The sequence below is a fragment of the Microbacterium ginsengisoli genome (assembly GCF_000956535.1).
GTDB lineage: Bacteria > Actinomycetota > Actinomycetes > Actinomycetales > Microbacteriaceae > Microbacterium > Microbacterium ginsengisoli.
In genome coordinates this window covers 18,188-32,459 of sequence record NZ_JYIY01000062.1, presented here as the reverse complement: position 1 = coordinate 32,459, position 14,272 = coordinate 18,188, and the positions used below count along the sequence as shown (strand labels likewise).

Sequence of the window (14,272 nt, the reverse complement as noted above, 5' to 3'; positions counted from 1 at the left end):
GTCAGTCTTCCACGCCGCCGGCGGCGACCCGGTGCTGCAGCTGGGCGATCAGGTCGAGCTTGTCGAGCACCGGCTCGGGGATGACGAACGGGTAGAGGTCGTGCTTGCCCATCGCGCGGTTCATCATGTTCAGTGCGGTGGCCAGCGGCATCCAGATGAGCCTCACGACCTCGCTGAACCGCGGTGCCGAGCGGATGTCGCCGACCGCGGCGAGCGCGTAGGCGCGGGCCGTCTCGACACTGTCGCAGATGTGGAGGAAGTGCGCCCACGTCTCAGCGAAGTCCTCGAAGGGGTGCATGGTCGCGTAGGCGGAGATGAACGAGGCCTCCCACCCGGCAGGCGCACCGTCGGCGTAGTGACGGTCGAGGGCCTCGCCGTAGTCGGCGCGCTCATCGCCGAACAGCTCGCGAGAGCGGGCGACGAGGTCGTCGTCCCGCAGGAACCGCCACTGGATGTAGTGCCCGACCTCGTGCCGCAGGTGCCCGAGCATCGTGCGGTAGGTCTCGCCGAGCTGCGCGCGCACGCTCTCGCGGTGCGCGTCGTCGGCCTCGGCCAGGTCGATCGTGACGACCCCGTCGTCGTGCCCCGTGACCACCGGCGCCGTCTCGCTCGAGAGCAGGTCGAAGCAGAGCCCGTCGATCGCGTCCGCGCTCTTCGGCACCACCGGCACCCCGAGGCGGTCGAGCTCGAACACGAGGTAGCGCTTCGCGCGCTCGGCGTCCACGAGGTAGGCCAGGCCCGCGGCATCCGCATCGTTCGGACGCGTGCGCGTCAGATCGCACGCCGCGCACTGCCCGCCCTCGAGAGGGGCGAGCCAGGTGCATCCGGTGAGCGCGAGGTTGCGGCACACGTGCCAGACGAGCCCCGCCGCGTCGACGTAGCGGCCCGCCGCGTCGACGGGCACGATGTCGGCCTCGCCGCGGGAGAAGCCGAGGCCCGTGCCGCAGGTCACGCAAACAGAGTTCTCGAAGAACAGACGGGAGCCGCACACGCGGCAGGCGAAGGCCTTCACGCGACGATGGTGTCACATCCGGATGCCGTGGCCCGGGGCTTGCGCCCGGCCCCCGTCTGCGGCAGTCCGTCGCCCTGTGCCGTGGCTGCTGCCCCTCTCCCGCCGGAAGGCACGTTGCGCGGCGCGGCGCGCGTGGCTGCCGCCGCTCTCCGCGCCGGAAGGCACGTTGCGCGGCGCCCCGTGGGTCGCGCAGCGTGCCTTTTCGTGGGTGCGGGGCGGCGGCGCGGCGGTGGGTGCGGCGGCGCGGTGGCGACGCCGCGGGCTCAGGCCGGGGAGAACTCGGTCTCGGGGATGACGTCGACCGCGACCTTGAGGGTCGACTTCTTCGCCTCGGTGTAGATGATGCCCTTCACCGGGGTGACGTCGCCGTAGTCGCGACCCCACGCGACGGTGACATAGCGCTCGCCCGCCCACTGGTCGTTCGTCGGGTCGATCGCGAGCCACGCGTCGGAGCCGGGCACCCAGACTGCGAGCCACGCGTGCGAGGCATCCGCACCCAGCACCCTGGTCTTGCCGGGCGGAGGCGTCGTCGACAGGTAGCCGCTGACGTAGCGCCCGGCGAGGCCGTGGCTGCGCACGCACGAGAGGGCGAGGTGCGCGAAGTCCTGGCAGACGCCCGCCCGCTTGGCGAAGACGTCGGCAACGGTGCTCGTGACCGTCGTCGCCTTGCTGTCGTAGTCGAAGTCGGCCTTGATGCGGTGCATCAGGTCGGTGACCGCCTCGCCGATCGGCCGGCCCGGGGTGAAGCTGACCGTCGCGTAGTCGCGCACCTCGGGCAGCATCGCGACCTTCGGCGACGGAATCGCGAACTCGGTCGCCGTCCACACGTCGGCGCCGATCGCGCCGTGCAGGGGGCGCGCCGACTCCCACGGGCGCGCGAGGGCGTCGACGTCGTAGGCCGTGTCGACGACCTCGACCTCGGTGCGCGCCTCGACCACCAGCCGCTCGTGCGGGTCGGTCACGTGGAAGTAGGTCAGGTGGTTGCCGTAGACGTCCGCATCCAGGCGCCGATCGCCCGGCACGGGGTCGATCGTCAGCTCGTGCTCGCCCACCCGCTGCCACGGCAGCGCCCGCGGGGCGAGGTGCGCGAGTCCGAGGCTGTTCTCGACCTCCGAGCTGTACGTGTACTCGGTGCGGTGCCTCACGCGGTACTTCACGACGCCACCGCCAGCAGCTCGGTGAGCGACAGCGCGGTGATCGGCTGCGCGGTCGGGCCGCTTGCGAAGTGCAGGTCGGCGACCGCCTCGGCCAGCAGCCGTAGCTGGGCGATCGTGTCGTCCAGCAGGCGCTCGAGCCCGTCACGGTGACCGTCCGAGGTCGATGCGAGGGCTGCGGCATCCGTCTCTGCCAGTGTCTGCTCGAGCTGCTCCAGCAGACGCTCGGGGCGCGTGGAACCCGTCGATCGGGGGAGCGCCGTGAGGCGCGCGCGCAGCTCGCCCAGCGCGAAGGCCACCGAGCGCGGGTTGCGGGCGTCGAGCAGCAGCAGCTCGAGCACGCCGTACACGCGCACGTTGCCGCGGTAACGGCGACGCTGGGTCACGGCGCTCTCGGCCGAGGCGAGCACCATCTCCAGCACCGACAGCTCGACGAACCGCTCGCGCTTCTCGACGACCGTGGACCGCAGCAGCAGGCACACCTGCAGCGACCGCTCGATCCAGCGGCCCGCCTCGATCGCCAACCAGCCGTCGTCGCGGATCATGTTCGCCGTCACCGCCTGCAGCGACAGGATGCCGGTGAGCATGCGGCCCGCGCCGTCGGCGATCTGACGCTGGCCGGAGGCGCGCAGCTCGCCGAGCGCACGGTCGCTCGCCGCGACGCTGCGCCACACGTCGTTCGAGAGCTGGTCGCGCACCGCCTCGAGCGCGAAGCGCAGCTGCGCGAGCGACTGCGCCGCGGTGCCGGGTCGGGATGCCTCGACGATCGCCGACCGCAGCTCCTGGTGCACCGTGCCCGGCCGTCGCCCGATGAGGCGTTCGATCGCGGCCATCGCGACCAGCACGGCGTCGTCGGCGGCCGCGTCGCCCGCCGGCAGCCGGTCGGCGTGCGTGTGCACCGCCACGACGAGGCGCAGCAGGTCCTCCGCCCGCTCGGCGTAGCGGCCGATCCACCACATGTCCTCGATCGCGCGGGGTCCGAGCGCGGGGATGACCCCGGAGACCGACACCGGCTCGAGCTCGAGCAGACCCTGGTCGGGATCGCCCGGCGTGCTCTTCATGACCCAGACGTCCTTCGAGACCCGGCCCGGACGCTGCGCGTGCGCGACGTTGGCCAGCCCCCCGACGAGGGGGCGATAGGTCGAGCCATGCCGCAGCGTGAAGGTGCGCAGCGTCACGGGGGCGGCCAGCGCCTGCCCATCAGCACCGCACACCGGCGCCTGCGACAGGGTGAGCACCTCGTGCCCGGCCCAGCGCCACGGGTTCTCGCGGATCAGCGCACGCACCGCGTCGGGCGAGGCATCCGCGTCGGGCATGCCGGCGCCGTCGATCGTGCGCACCGCGAACGACTCGTCGTCGAGGCGGGCGAGCAGCACCTCGAGGCCAGTCGCGTCGCCGCCCCACCAGGTCGCCGGTGTCGACAGCCGCAGCTGCTCGCCGAGCAGACGCTCACAGAGCTCCGGCAGCACGGGCGACAGCGCCGGGTTCTCGAGCACGCTCGCGCCCAGTCCGTTCACGACCCGCACGCGACCGCGGCGGATGACCTCGACGAGACCGGCGACCCCCAGCCGCGAGTCGGAGCGCTGCGTGAGCGGGTCGCACCACGCGGCATCCACCCGTCGCAGGATGACGTCGACGCGCTCGGTCGGGCGCACCTCGGGCCAGCCCGACGGCTTGACCCAGAGCCAGCCCTCCCAGACGACCAGATCGCTGCCCTGCACGAGCGGGAAGCCGAGGGCTCCGGCGAGGTAGGCCTGGTCGTACGCGGTCTCCGACAGGGCGCCCGGGGTGAGGATCACCACCCGCGGGTCGGCGACCCCCTCGGCCGCGCTCAGCAGGCTCTGCCGCAGCGCCGCGAAGTAGGGGTCCATGCGGTGCAGCCGGTGCTCCTGGTAGAGCTCGGGCAGCACCTGCGAGATGACGCGCCGGTTCTCCCGCGCATAGCCGAGGCCCGACGGCGCCTGGGTGCGGTCGGTGAGCACGCACCACTCGCCGGACGCGTCGCGACCGAGATCGGAGGCGAGCAGGAACAGGGATGTCTCGCCGGTGCCCGCGCGCACGGCGGAGCGCACGTAGCCCGCGTGCCCGAACACCGCCGCCGCCGGGATCGAACCGTCGGCGAGCAGCGTCTGCGGGCCGTAGAGGTCGGCGAGGATCGCATCGAACAGCTCGGCGCGCTGCGCCAGGCCCGCCTCGATGCGCGTCCACTCGTCGGGGGCGAGCACGAGCGGGACCGGGTCGAGCTGCCACGGCTGCGCGTCACCGCCCGCGGGGGCGTACGTCACTCCGTCGTCGACGAGGAACTGCCGCACCTCCGCCTCGGCCCGCTGAAGCTCCGCGGGCGTGAGCGCGACGACGCTCTCTGCCATCGCCTTCCACGCCTCGCGCAGCGTGCCGTCGGGGGCGATCACCTCGTCGTACCGCACGCGCGCGAAACCGCTCCCGCCCAGCGGCAGGGCCGGCTGGGCGAGGGTGGCGGCGTAGTCGCGGATGACCGTCACGGGCGGGGCGCCCTCCTCAGGTCGAGGGTGTGCGGGTAGTCGGCGGTCGCGGCGGCGCGCCCGCGCTCGCGCACGGCGGCGACGTCGACGGCGCCCGCCGTGAGGCCGCGCGGCTCGAAGCGGCTCGCGCGCCGCGCCTCGGCCTCGTTCGCGTTGATCGGGGGCTGATGGTAGGCCCGGCCGCCCGGGTGCACGACGTGATACGTCGCGCCGCCGAGGCTGACCGCGGCATCCGTGTCGATCACCTCGACCGTCAGCGGCGCCTGCACCTCGATCGTCGGGTGCAGCGCCGACCACGGCTGCCAGGCGCGATAGCGCACACCCGCGTAGTGCGTGTCGGGCGCGCGGCCGGCGGTGAGGGGCACCGACACACCATTGCACGCGACGAGGTGTCGGCGCACATCGAGGCCCGTCACCCGCACCTGGATGCGCTCGAGCGACGAGTCCACGTAACGGGCGGTTCCGCCGGAGCTGGCCTCCTCGCCCAGCACGTGCCACGGCTCGATCGCCTGGCGCAGCTCGAGTTCGATGCCGCCGGGAAGGGTCACCTGGCCGATGCGGGGGAAGCGGAACTCGGTGAACGCGTCAAGCCAGCCGTGCTCGAACGCGATGCCCGCCGCGCGCAGGTCGTCGATGACGGCCGCGATGTCGGCGGCCGCGCCCTCGGGCAGCAGGGCGTCCTCGTGGAGGCGGGTGCCCCAGCGTACGAGGGGGCCGGCGTCGGGCCGATCCCAGAGCATGGCGACGAGGGAGCGCACCAGCAGCGCCTGCACGAGGGCGAGCTGAGGATGCGGCGGCATCTCGAATCCGCGCAGCTCGAGCAGCCCCAGCCGGCCGCGTGACGAGTCGGGGCTGTAGAGCTTGTCGATGCAGAACTCGGCCCGGTGCGTGTTGCCGGTGAGGTCGGTCAGCAGGTGGCGGAATGCGCGGTCGACGACCCACGGGCTCGGATCCTCGCCGGCGGTCGCGGCGGCCCGTGACATCCGCTCGATCTCGCGCAGCGCGATCTCCATCTCGTAGACCGCCTCAGGACGCCCCTCGTCGAAGCGCGGCGCCTGGCTCGTCGGGCCGATGAACCGGCCCGAGAACAGGTACGACAGGCTCGGGTGGCGCTGCCAGTAGGCGATGAGGTTGGCGAGCAGCTGCGGGCGCCGCAGCAGCGGCGAGTCGACCGGCTGCGCGCCGCCGAGCGTGAGGTGGTTGCCGCCGCCGGTGCCGGTGTGGAGGCCGTCGAGATCGAACTTCTCGGTGGTGAGGCGGGCCTGCCGGGCGTGCTCGTACAGGGTGGTGGTCAGCTCCCGCTGCTCCGCCCACGACGAGGTCGGCTGCACGTTCACCTCGATCACACCCGGGTCGGGGGTGACGACGAGCTGGCGCAGCCGGGCGTCCGGCGGCGGGCCGTAGCCCTCGATCACCACGCGCACCTCGGTCTGGGCGGCGGCGAGCTCGATCACCCGCAGCACGGCGGCGTAGGCCTCGAGCGTGTCGGTCGGGGGCAGGAACACGTGCACCTGCCCGTCGCGCGCCTCGATCGAGAGCGCCGTGGTCGGCGCGCCGTCGACCGGCACGACCGTCACCTCGGGGATCTCCACCCGCACCCGCGGGCCGGCCTCGAGATACGACGGCTCGCCGGTGCCCTCCGGGTCGACCCACGACAGCTGGTCGAGCGGCAGCCGGAGCCCTGCCGGGCTCGACCCCGCCGCCAGCACGAGCCGACCGCGGCGGAACCGCCAGCGCGGACTCGTCCACTCCTCGCCCGTCACGAGCGGCACCACCCATCCGACCGGCACGTCGGTGGCGGCGTCCAACGCGGCGACGTCGGCGACACCGCCCGGTTCCTCAGCGGGTGCACCCACCGGCTGCCGCACCTCGGCGGCGAGCGGCACGAGCGGATCCTCGTAGGCGGCCAGCAGCTGTGTGCGCGGCAGCCCCAGCACCTCGATCACGCGCTGCGCGAGCGCGTCGGCATGAGCGGATGCCGCGGCATCCGGTTCGTCCCCCCAGGGGTCGGCGAACAGGGCGGGGTCGCGCCACAGGGGTTCGCCGTCGGCGCGCCACTGCAGGGCGATGTTCCAGCGCGGCAGTGGCTCGCCGGGGTACCACTTGCCCTGGCCGCGATGCACGACGCCTCCGGTGGCGTACTCGCGCCGGAGGCGCTCGGCCAGATCGTTCGCGAGGGCGCGCTTGTGCGGCCCGTCGGCGGCGGTGTTCCACTCGGCCGCGGTCGCGTCGTCGAGGGCGACGAAGGTGGGCTCCCCGCCCATCGTGAGCCGCACGTCGGCGTCCGCCAGACGCCGGTCGACGGCCTCGCCGAGCGCGTCGATGCGCTCCCACGCGGCATCCGGGTAGGGCTTCGTGGTGCGGGGGTCCTCGTGCACCCGGCGCACCTCGTTCGCGAAGTCGAACGTCACCTCGACCGGCTCGGTGGCGCCCGCGATCGGGGCGGCCGACGAGGGGTGCGGCGTCGCGGAGAGCGGGATGTGCCCCTCGCCGGCGAACAGGGCGCTCGTCGGATCCAGGCCGATCCAGCCGGCGCCGGGCACGAACACCTCGGCCCACGCGTGCAGGTCGGTGAAGTCGGCGGCGGCGCCGCTCGGCCCGTCGAGCGACTCGCGGTCGGGCGCGAGCTGCACCAGGTAGCCCGACACGAACCGGGCGGCGAGGCCGTAGCCGCGCAGCAGGCTCACGAGCAGCCACGCGCTGTCGCGGCACGAGCCGATGCCGCGGGCGAGGGTCTCGTCGGGGGTCTGCACGCCCGCCTCCATGCGCACCGAGTAGGCGACATCGCCGTAGACAGCCCGGTTCAGGTCGGCGAGGAACGTCACCGTCGGCACGCCGTCGGCGGGGAGCGGGGGCAGCTTCTCCCGCCACGCGAGCGCCGCGGCGCTGTCGTCGACCTGCCGAAGGTAGGGCGCGAGGTCGGCGGCGAGGGCGTCGTCGTAGGCGAACGGGAACCGCTCGGCGTACTCCTCGATGAAGAAGTCGAGCGGGTTGATGACCATGAGGTCGGCGACGAGCCCGACCGTCACCTCGAGGTGGTCGATCTTCTCGGGGAACACGATGCGCGCCAGCCAGTTGCCGAACGGATCCTGCTGCCAGTTCAGGAAGTGACCCGCCGGCGACACCGTCAGCGAGTACGCCTCGATGGGCGTGCGCGCGTGCGGCGCCGGCCGCAGCCGGATCGTGTGGGGCCACGCCTTGACGGGGTGGGCGAACCGGTAGCTCGTGCGGTGCTCGAGCGCGACCTTGATCGACATGAGCACAGCATGGCCCACGGCTGTTGCGCCGTCGTTACGTCACACCGAGTGAGACGGATGCCGCGGCATCCGCTCTCAGGCGGCGACCGGGTCGCTCGGGGCCGCGTTCGCGGACACGAAGTCGCGGAAGTCGGCGGCCGAGAGGTTCGCGTACGCGAGCGACCACTCGAGGATCGCGTCGGTCACCTGGCGGCCGTTGCCCGCGTAGCCGACGATCTCCGCCGCCACCGGGTCCTGCGCGTGGGCGCGGGCGAGCACCCCGCCGCACGCCTGGGCGTACTCCACGAACGACACGTCCTCGAGGGTGTCGGTGTCGATGCTGCCCTTCAGGTCGTGGAACTGGCGCACGTAGTAGTCGCCGGCCGGCGCCTGCACGTACCCGAGGAACGGGTCGCTGAAGGCCTGCTGGATGCGCTGCAGCGACACCACACGGGCACCCTGGCCTCCGTCGGCGATGCTCGCGCGCAGGGTGAACGGCTGCTCGATGCGGCCGTACTGCTCGAGCACGCTGGGACCTGCCTGCTTCATCTGCAGGAGCATGACGCGGCCGTCGCCGTCCTCGAGCGCGGCGAGGTAGCAGCGCGTGCCGACGGAGCCGACGCCGACCACGCGGCGGGCGACGTCGGCGACCGCGTAGTGCTGCAGCAGCAGCGCGATGTCGACGCTCGCCGAGCGCTGGTAGGCGCCGTACAGGCTCCGTGCGCGCTCCTCGATCTCGTCGTCGACGTGGGTCATGGTGGGCGGGGCCTCGACGAACACCGCGCGGCCCGCGGCATCCGTCGTCGTCCAGCGGCGCGCGGCGCGGTCGCCGGTGCGCCGCAGCGCGTCGGACATCGCCGCCGCCAGCGCCTTCCGCGACGTCTTGGCGAGAGCGCCCATGCCCTTCTTCGGGTCGAGGTGCAGCGAATACCGCTCACGGGCGCTGAGTGCGGTGAGTCGGCGCAGCGTCGCGAGGTAGGCGCCGACGGCGGCGCGCGCGGCCCGCTCGGTCACGGCGGCGTCGCGCGAGGTGTGGCGACCGCCGACGACGATGCTCGTCACCAGGCGCTTCACATCCCACTCCCACGGCGCCCACGCGGCCTCGTCGAAGTCGTTCAGGTCGAACACGAGCGTGCGTTGGGGCGAGGCGTAGAAGCCGAAGTTCGCCACATGCGCGTCGCCGCAGGAGGCGACCACGATGCCCGAGTGGGGGTCGTCGGCGAGATCTGCCGCCATGAGTGCGGCCGTGCCCCGGTAGAAGGCGAACGGGTCGGTCGACATGCGCTCGGCCCGTAGCCCGATGAGATCGGGGATGCGGGTCTCGTTCTGCGCCGCGAGGATGCCCAGCGGATCACGGGTCGCGACCGTGAGTGTCGCGAGGTCGCGACGGGCGGTGGCGCGCCGCTCCTCGACGCCCCGGGCGTGGAGGTCGGCGGTGGACGGCAGGGGTGCATCGAGCGGCATGCGCACATCTTGGCACCACAGGGCCTCCTTTAGTCTGGATCGACGAGAGGGGCTTGGGGCGCATGCGATTCTTCTTCGACGCGCGGTACATCCGCCCGCACGGACACGACGGCATCAGCCGCTACTCCGCGGGGCTGGCGACCGCGATCGCCGAGCTCGCCGACGTGACGTTCCTCGTGCACGACCCGGAGCAGCTCGCCGTGCTCCCCGACGGCGTCGAGCACCTGTTCCTGCACGCGCCGACCTCGGCGAAGGAGCCGTTCACCGCCCGCATCCTCAACGCTTACGAGCCCGACGTGGTGTTCTCGCCGATGCAGACGATGGGCACGATCGGCCGGCGGTTCCGGCTCATCCTGACCCTCCACGACACGATCTACTATCGGCACCGCACGCCGCCCGCCGAGTTCTCTCCGCTCGTGCGGCTCGGGTGGCGGCTGTTCCACCTCTCCTACGTGCCGCAGCGGGTGACGCTCAACGCCGCCGACGTCGTCGCGACGGTGAGCGAGACCAGCCGCGACGAGTTCGCGCGGGTGCGGCTCACGAAGCGTCCGGTCGTGGTCATCCCGAACGCCCCCGACGACCTGGGCGCGTTCCTCGACACCGAGGCGGATGCCGCGGCCACTCCGTCGCACCTCGTCTACATGGGCTCGTTCATGGGCTACAAGAACGTCGAGACGCTCATCGCGGCGATGGCCCACCTGCCCGACAAGACGCTGCAGCTGCTGAGCCGCATCGGCCCGGCGCGCCGCGCCGAGCTCGAGGCGCTCGTGCCGCCCGGCGCGCGGGTCGAGTTCGCCGGCGGCGTGAGCGACGAGCAGTACGCCCGTGCGCTCGCCGACGGCTCCGTGCTCGTCTCGGCGAGCCTCGACGAGGGCTTCGGGCTGCCGCTCGCCGAAGCACTCGGGATCGGCGTGCCGGTCGCGGCATCCGATCTGCCGATCTTCCGCGAGGTCGCCGGCCCCGGTGCGGAGTACTTCGACCCTCACGATCCGGGGTCGGTCGCGCGCGCCGTGCGGCGACTCGACGATCCTGCGCACCGCGCCGAGGTCATCGCCGCGGGCCGCGCGCATGTCGCCCGCTATTCGTGGCGGCGCTCGGCTGAGACACTCCTGGACGTCGCGTCTTCCCTCGTCGATCACCCGGGATCCGTCCGGGGCGCCAGGTAGGCTCGACTTCCGTGTCCGACAGACCCCTGACGATCCTCATCGGCTGCGACACCTTCTCACCCGATGTGAACGGTGCGGCCCGGTTCGCCGAGCGCCTCGCCGCGGGCCTTGTCGCGCGTGGACACGACGTGCACGTGATGGCCCCCAGCATCACCCACCGCGATCACGGCCCCCGGGTCGAGGTCATCGAGGGGGAGAACGTCACCGTGCACCGACTGCCGTCCTGGCGCTGGTACCCGCACGACTGGCTGCGCTTCGTATGGCCGTGGCTGGCGAAGCACTACGCCCGTCAGGTGCTCGACGCGGTGAAGCCTGACGTGGTGCACATCCAGTCGCACATCGTGATCGGGCGGGGGCTTGCGCGCATCGCGTCGCAGCGCGGCATCCCCGTGATCGCGACGAACCACGTGATGGCCGAGAACATCCTCGACTTCACGACCCTGCCCCCGCTGCTCGACAGGCTCTTCGTGAAGCTGGCCTGGGATGACGCCCGCCGCACCTTCGACCTGGCGCGCGCGGTGACGACCCCCACGAAGCGCGCGGCGGACTTCCTGGTGGCCGCGATCGACCTGCAGGGGGTCATCCCGATCAGCTGCGGCATCGACGCCGGCAACTACACCGCCGACCTCGAGCCGCGCACCGAGAACCGGGTGCTGTTCGTGGGTCGCCTCACCCGCGAGAAGCAGATCGACCTGCTGTTCAAAGCGGTCGCGTTGCTCGACCCGGCCCTCGACGTGCACGTCGACATCGTCGGCGGCGGCGACCAGCGCAAGCAGCTCGAGCTCGTCGCGCACGAGCAGGGCCTCGACGGGCGGGTGCACTTCTACGGCCGCGTCGACGACGACGAGCTGCGGCGCATCTACACGCGCGCCAGCGTGTTCGCCATGCCCTCGATCGCCGAGCTGCAGTCGATCGCGACGATGGAGGCCATGGCCTCGGGCCTGCCCGTCGTGGCCGCCGACGCGATGGCGCTGCCGCATCTCGTGCACGACGGCGAGAACGGCTATCTGTTCGATCCGACGAGCGCGGAGGACTTCGCCGCGAAGCTCACGACGGTGCTCACGGCGGATGCCGCCGAGCGCCGCCGGCTGCAGCAGGCCTCGCTCGACGGGGTGAAGGTGCACGACATCCAGCGCACCCTCTCGACGTTCGAGAAGCTCTACCGCGGCGAGCCCGTCGAAGCCTGAGCACGCCGCGCGCCCCGGCGCGGACGCCGTGCACGCGGGATGACCGCGGCCCTGTCATCGCGGTCGGGCAGGCGCGACCAGTCGGTGCGCACCGGGCGGCTGTCGCCGCGGATCACCTCGACGACCGTCCAGAGGGCGGCCGCGAGGCCGAGGAGCGCGAGCAGCACGAGGAGGATCATGGCTCTCACGCTACGGTCGTCGTGATCACGCCAAAAGTGGCAGAATGGACAGAGAGCGTATGCTTTCTGCCACAGCCGCGCGGGTCGCGGCGCCCGAGAGGATGCCCCATGAGAACCGTCGCCGTGATCGTGCAGCCCGGCTTCGCGCCGTTCGAGTTCGGACTCGCCTGCGAGGCGTTCGGCCTCGACCGCAGTGACGACGGCATCGAGCCGTTCGAGTTCCGCATCTGCGCCCCCGACCCCGGGGCGATCCCGTCGAATCTCGGCTTCAGCATCAACGTCGTCGACGACCTCACCTTCGCCGAGACCGCCGACCTCGTCGTCGTCACCCCTGTGCCGCGCGCATCCTGGTCCCGCATCGACCCGCGGGTCGCCGCCGTGGTGCAGGCGGCCGCCGCCCGTCGTGCGTGGCTCCTGAGCGTCTGCTCGGGCGCGTTCGTGCTCGCCGCCGCGGGCGTGCTCGACGGTCGGCGGGCCACCACCCACTGGAAGTACGCGACCGAGATGACCCGGCTCTACCCGGCCGTCGACCTCGACCCCGACGTGCTCTACGTCCAGGACGACACGATCATCACGAGCGCGGGCACCGCGGCCGGCCTCGACGCCTGCCTGCACCTGTTGCGTATCGAGCTCGGTGCCGAGGTCACCAACACCATCGCCCGCCGGATGGTCGTGCCCCCGCAGCGCGACGGCGGCCAGGCGCAGTTCATCTCGCAGCCGCTGCCCGCCGTCGCCTCGCTCTCGCTCGCGCCAGTCACCGACTGGATGCTCGCGAACCTGCACCTCGACCTGACCGTCGATCAGCTCGCCGCGCGTGCCCACATGTCGACCCGCACGTTCGCGCGGCGCTTCAAGCAGGACCTCGGTGCGACGCCGGCGGCCTGGCTCGCCCGGCAGCGGGTGCTGCACGCGCAGCGGCTGCTCGAGCGCACCGACCACGGCATCGACCGCATCGCCGACGAGAGCGGCTTCGGCTCGGCGGCCGTGCTGCGCCAGAACTTCGTGCGCACGCTCGGACTCAGCCCGAGCGCCTACCGATCGCGCTTCTCGTGCCCCGACGAGAGGGCGGATGCCGCGGCATCCGCCGCCTGATCAGGATGCCCCGAGCACCTCGTCGATCGTCTGCCACGCCGTGGCGAGCGCCCCGTCGGGAGCCGTGAGCGAGGCGCGCAGGAAGCCGTCCTCGGGGGAGTAGACGGTGCCGGCGGAGACGAGCACGCCGCGGGCGGCGAGCTCGTCGGCGAGGGCCGCACCCGAGCGGCCGGTGTCGCGGACGTCGAGCCAGAGGTAGAAGCCGCCGAGGCCCGACGGAGTGACCGACGCGAGGCGGCCGGGCAGTGCCGCTGCGGCGTTCTCGTACCGAGCCCGGTAGATCGCGGAGAGCTCTGTGCCGCGGTCGGGGAGTCGCTCGAGAGCCGTGGCGCCGACGATCTGCGCGGTGATCGGCGCGCACCCGACCGTCGTGCCGTGCACCGCCGCGACGGCGAGCCGCGCCTCCGCGGGCGCGACCAACGAGCCGAGCCGCAGTCCCGTCATCGAGAACCGCTTCGAGAAGGTGCGCGCGGCGAACGTGACATCGCGGCCGCCGACGTCGAGCGGCGACGCGGCGCGACCCCCGTCGAACACGATCGACTCGTAGGCCTCGTCGGAGAGGATGCGCGCGTCGTAGCGCTCGACGAGAGCGACCAGCGCCGCCATCGCGGCGGCCGACGCGACCGCGCCCGTCGGGTTCGAGGGCGAGTTGGCGACGACGAGCCGGAAGCCGGCGCGCAGCGCCTGCTCGATCTCGTCGAGGGCGAAGAAGTCGTCACCGGACGGTCCCTGGCGGTAGCGGGCGACGGGGAGTCCGAGCTGCTCGGCGAGCACCAGGTCGTTCGGCCACGCCGGGTCGGGGATGACCACACCTGCCGTGCCCCCGACGATCAGGGCGACGGCCACCGCACCCGTGCCGCCCACCGTGACCACCACGTCCTCGACCGGGACGCGACCGGAGGAACTGGTCGTGTCGGCCGCGATGAGGGCCCGAAGCTCAGGGAGTCCGAGCTTCGGGGTGTAGCCGGTGCGGCCGTCGCGGAAGGCGCGGGCCGCGGCATCCGCCAGTTCCTGCGGGAGCGGCTGGTCCGGCTCGCCGATCGCCAGATCGATCGCCCCGGCCACCGTCGACGTCGTCATCATGCGGGCGACGGCATCGGAACCGCTCGTGGGCGTGGGTGAGGTCATGGGGTGCCTTCGATCATCGTGAGGGCCGCGGCGACAGTCGGGAACGTGTCGGGGAGGCTCGGATATCGACATCGTAGGAGCCGCTCCATGTCGTCTCCGTGTCGGTATCGCGCTCGGAAACCGGAAAGCGACTGCCACGGACATCTGGACGAA

The 14,272-nt window shown here is 72.6% G+C and carries 10 protein-coding genes; 3 read left to right on the top strand and 7 right to left on the bottom strand.

Annotated elements, in window-relative coordinates:
* Position 1 precedes the first annotated feature (1 nt).
* From RR49_RS03645 to RR49_RS03625, 5 genes are all read right to left on the bottom strand, one after another.
* On the bottom strand, positions 2 to 1,012 hold the full coding sequence (locus RR49_RS03645; protein WP_045246709.1) for a zinc-binding metallopeptidase family protein: 1,011 nt from the start codon (positions 1,010 to 1,012) through the stop codon (positions 2 to 4).
* Between the two features lie 263 nt (positions 1,013 to 1,275).
* The gene (locus tag RR49_RS03640) at positions 1,276 to 2,157 is read right to left on the bottom strand and encodes a transglutaminase family protein (protein WP_245610943.1); all 882 of its coding nucleotides are present in this window, start codon (positions 2,155 to 2,157) and stop codon (positions 1,276 to 1,278) included.
* Between the two features lie 8 nt (positions 2,158 to 2,165).
* Complete coding sequence (locus RR49_RS03635; protein WP_045246707.1) at positions 2,166 to 4,667, bottom strand: circularly permuted type 2 ATP-grasp protein; 2,502 nt, start codon at positions 4,665 to 4,667, stop codon at positions 2,166 to 2,168.
* A complete protein-coding gene (locus RR49_RS03630; RefSeq protein WP_045246706.1) occupies positions 4,664 to 7,924 on the bottom strand; it encodes a transglutaminase family protein in 3,261 nt (1,086 codons plus the stop codon). Before RR49_RS03630 ends, RR49_RS03635 begins: the two co-directional genes overlap by 4 nt.
* Positions 7,925 to 7,999: 75 nt before the next feature.
* Positions 8,000 to 9,367 carry a DUF2252 domain-containing protein gene (locus tag RR49_RS03625; protein WP_045246705.1) on the bottom strand — a complete coding sequence of 456 codons (1,368 nt, stop codon included), beginning with the start codon at positions 9,365 to 9,367 and terminating at the stop codon, positions 8,000 to 8,002.
* Positions 9,368 to 9,429: 62 nt separating this feature from the next.
* On the opposite strand from RR49_RS03625, the gene RR49_RS03620 reads away from it, so the two are divergent.
* Together RR49_RS03620 and RR49_RS03615 are read left to right on the top strand one after the other, a co-directional pair.
* Complete coding sequence (locus tag RR49_RS03620) at positions 9,430 to 10,533, top strand: glycosyltransferase family 4 protein (RefSeq protein WP_045246704.1); 1,104 nt, start codon at positions 9,430 to 9,432, stop codon at positions 10,531 to 10,533.
* Positions 10,534 to 10,544: 11 nt separating this feature from the next.
* Positions 10,545 to 11,720: a glycosyltransferase gene (locus tag RR49_RS03615; RefSeq protein WP_048809309.1), complete on the top strand. Its 1,176-nt coding sequence runs from the start codon at positions 10,545 to 10,547 to the stop codon at positions 11,718 to 11,720.
* Here the strand turns inward: RR49_RS03615 and RR49_RS03610 are convergent.
* Positions 11,693 to 11,899, bottom strand: coding sequence for a hypothetical protein (locus RR49_RS03610; protein WP_045246702.1), 207 nt, complete (start codon positions 11,897 to 11,899; stop codon positions 11,693 to 11,695). The genes RR49_RS03615 and RR49_RS03610 overlap by 28 nt on opposite strands.
* Positions 11,900 to 12,007: 108 nt before the next feature.
* Here RR49_RS03610 and RR49_RS03605 point away from each other — a divergent pair, with 108 nt between their 5' ends.
* Positions 12,008 to 12,991: a GlxA family transcriptional regulator gene (locus RR49_RS03605; protein ID WP_045246701.1), complete on the top strand. Its 984-nt coding sequence runs from the start codon at positions 12,008 to 12,010 to the stop codon at positions 12,989 to 12,991.
* On the opposite strand, the gene RR49_RS15080 is transcribed toward RR49_RS03605, so the two are convergent.
* Positions 12,992 to 14,119 (bottom strand): pyridoxal phosphate-dependent aminotransferase, encoded by a 1,128-nt coding sequence (locus RR49_RS15080; RefSeq protein ID WP_048809308.1) that lies wholly within the window; start codon positions 14,117 to 14,119, stop codon positions 12,992 to 12,994.
* Positions 14,120 to 14,272 lie beyond the last annotated feature (153 nt).

What these genes read in the sequence shown, in the direction of transcription:
- RR49_RS03620 (WP_045246704.1), top strand. Translation starts at nt 9,430, where the DNA reads ATGCGATTCTTCTTCGACGCGCGGTACATCCGCCCGCACGGACACGAC.
- RR49_RS03610 (WP_045246702.1), bottom strand. Translation starts at nt 11,899, where the DNA reads ATGATCCTCCTCGTGCTGCTCGCGCTCCTCGGCCTCGCGGCCGCCCTC.
- RR49_RS03630 (WP_045246706.1), bottom strand. Translation starts at nt 7,924, where the DNA reads ATGTCGATCAAGGTCGCGCTCGAGCACCGCACGAGCTACCGGTTCGCC.
- RR49_RS03625 (WP_045246705.1), bottom strand. Translation starts at nt 9,367, where the DNA reads ATGCCGCTCGATGCACCCCTGCCGTCCACCGCCGACCTCCACGCCCGG.
- RR49_RS03605 (WP_045246701.1), top strand. Translation starts at nt 12,008, where the DNA reads ATGAGAACCGTCGCCGTGATCGTGCAGCCCGGCTTCGCGCCGTTCGAG.
- RR49_RS15080 (WP_048809308.1), bottom strand. Translation starts at nt 14,119, where the DNA reads ATGACCTCACCCACGCCCACGAGCGGTTCCGATGCCGTCGCCCGCATG.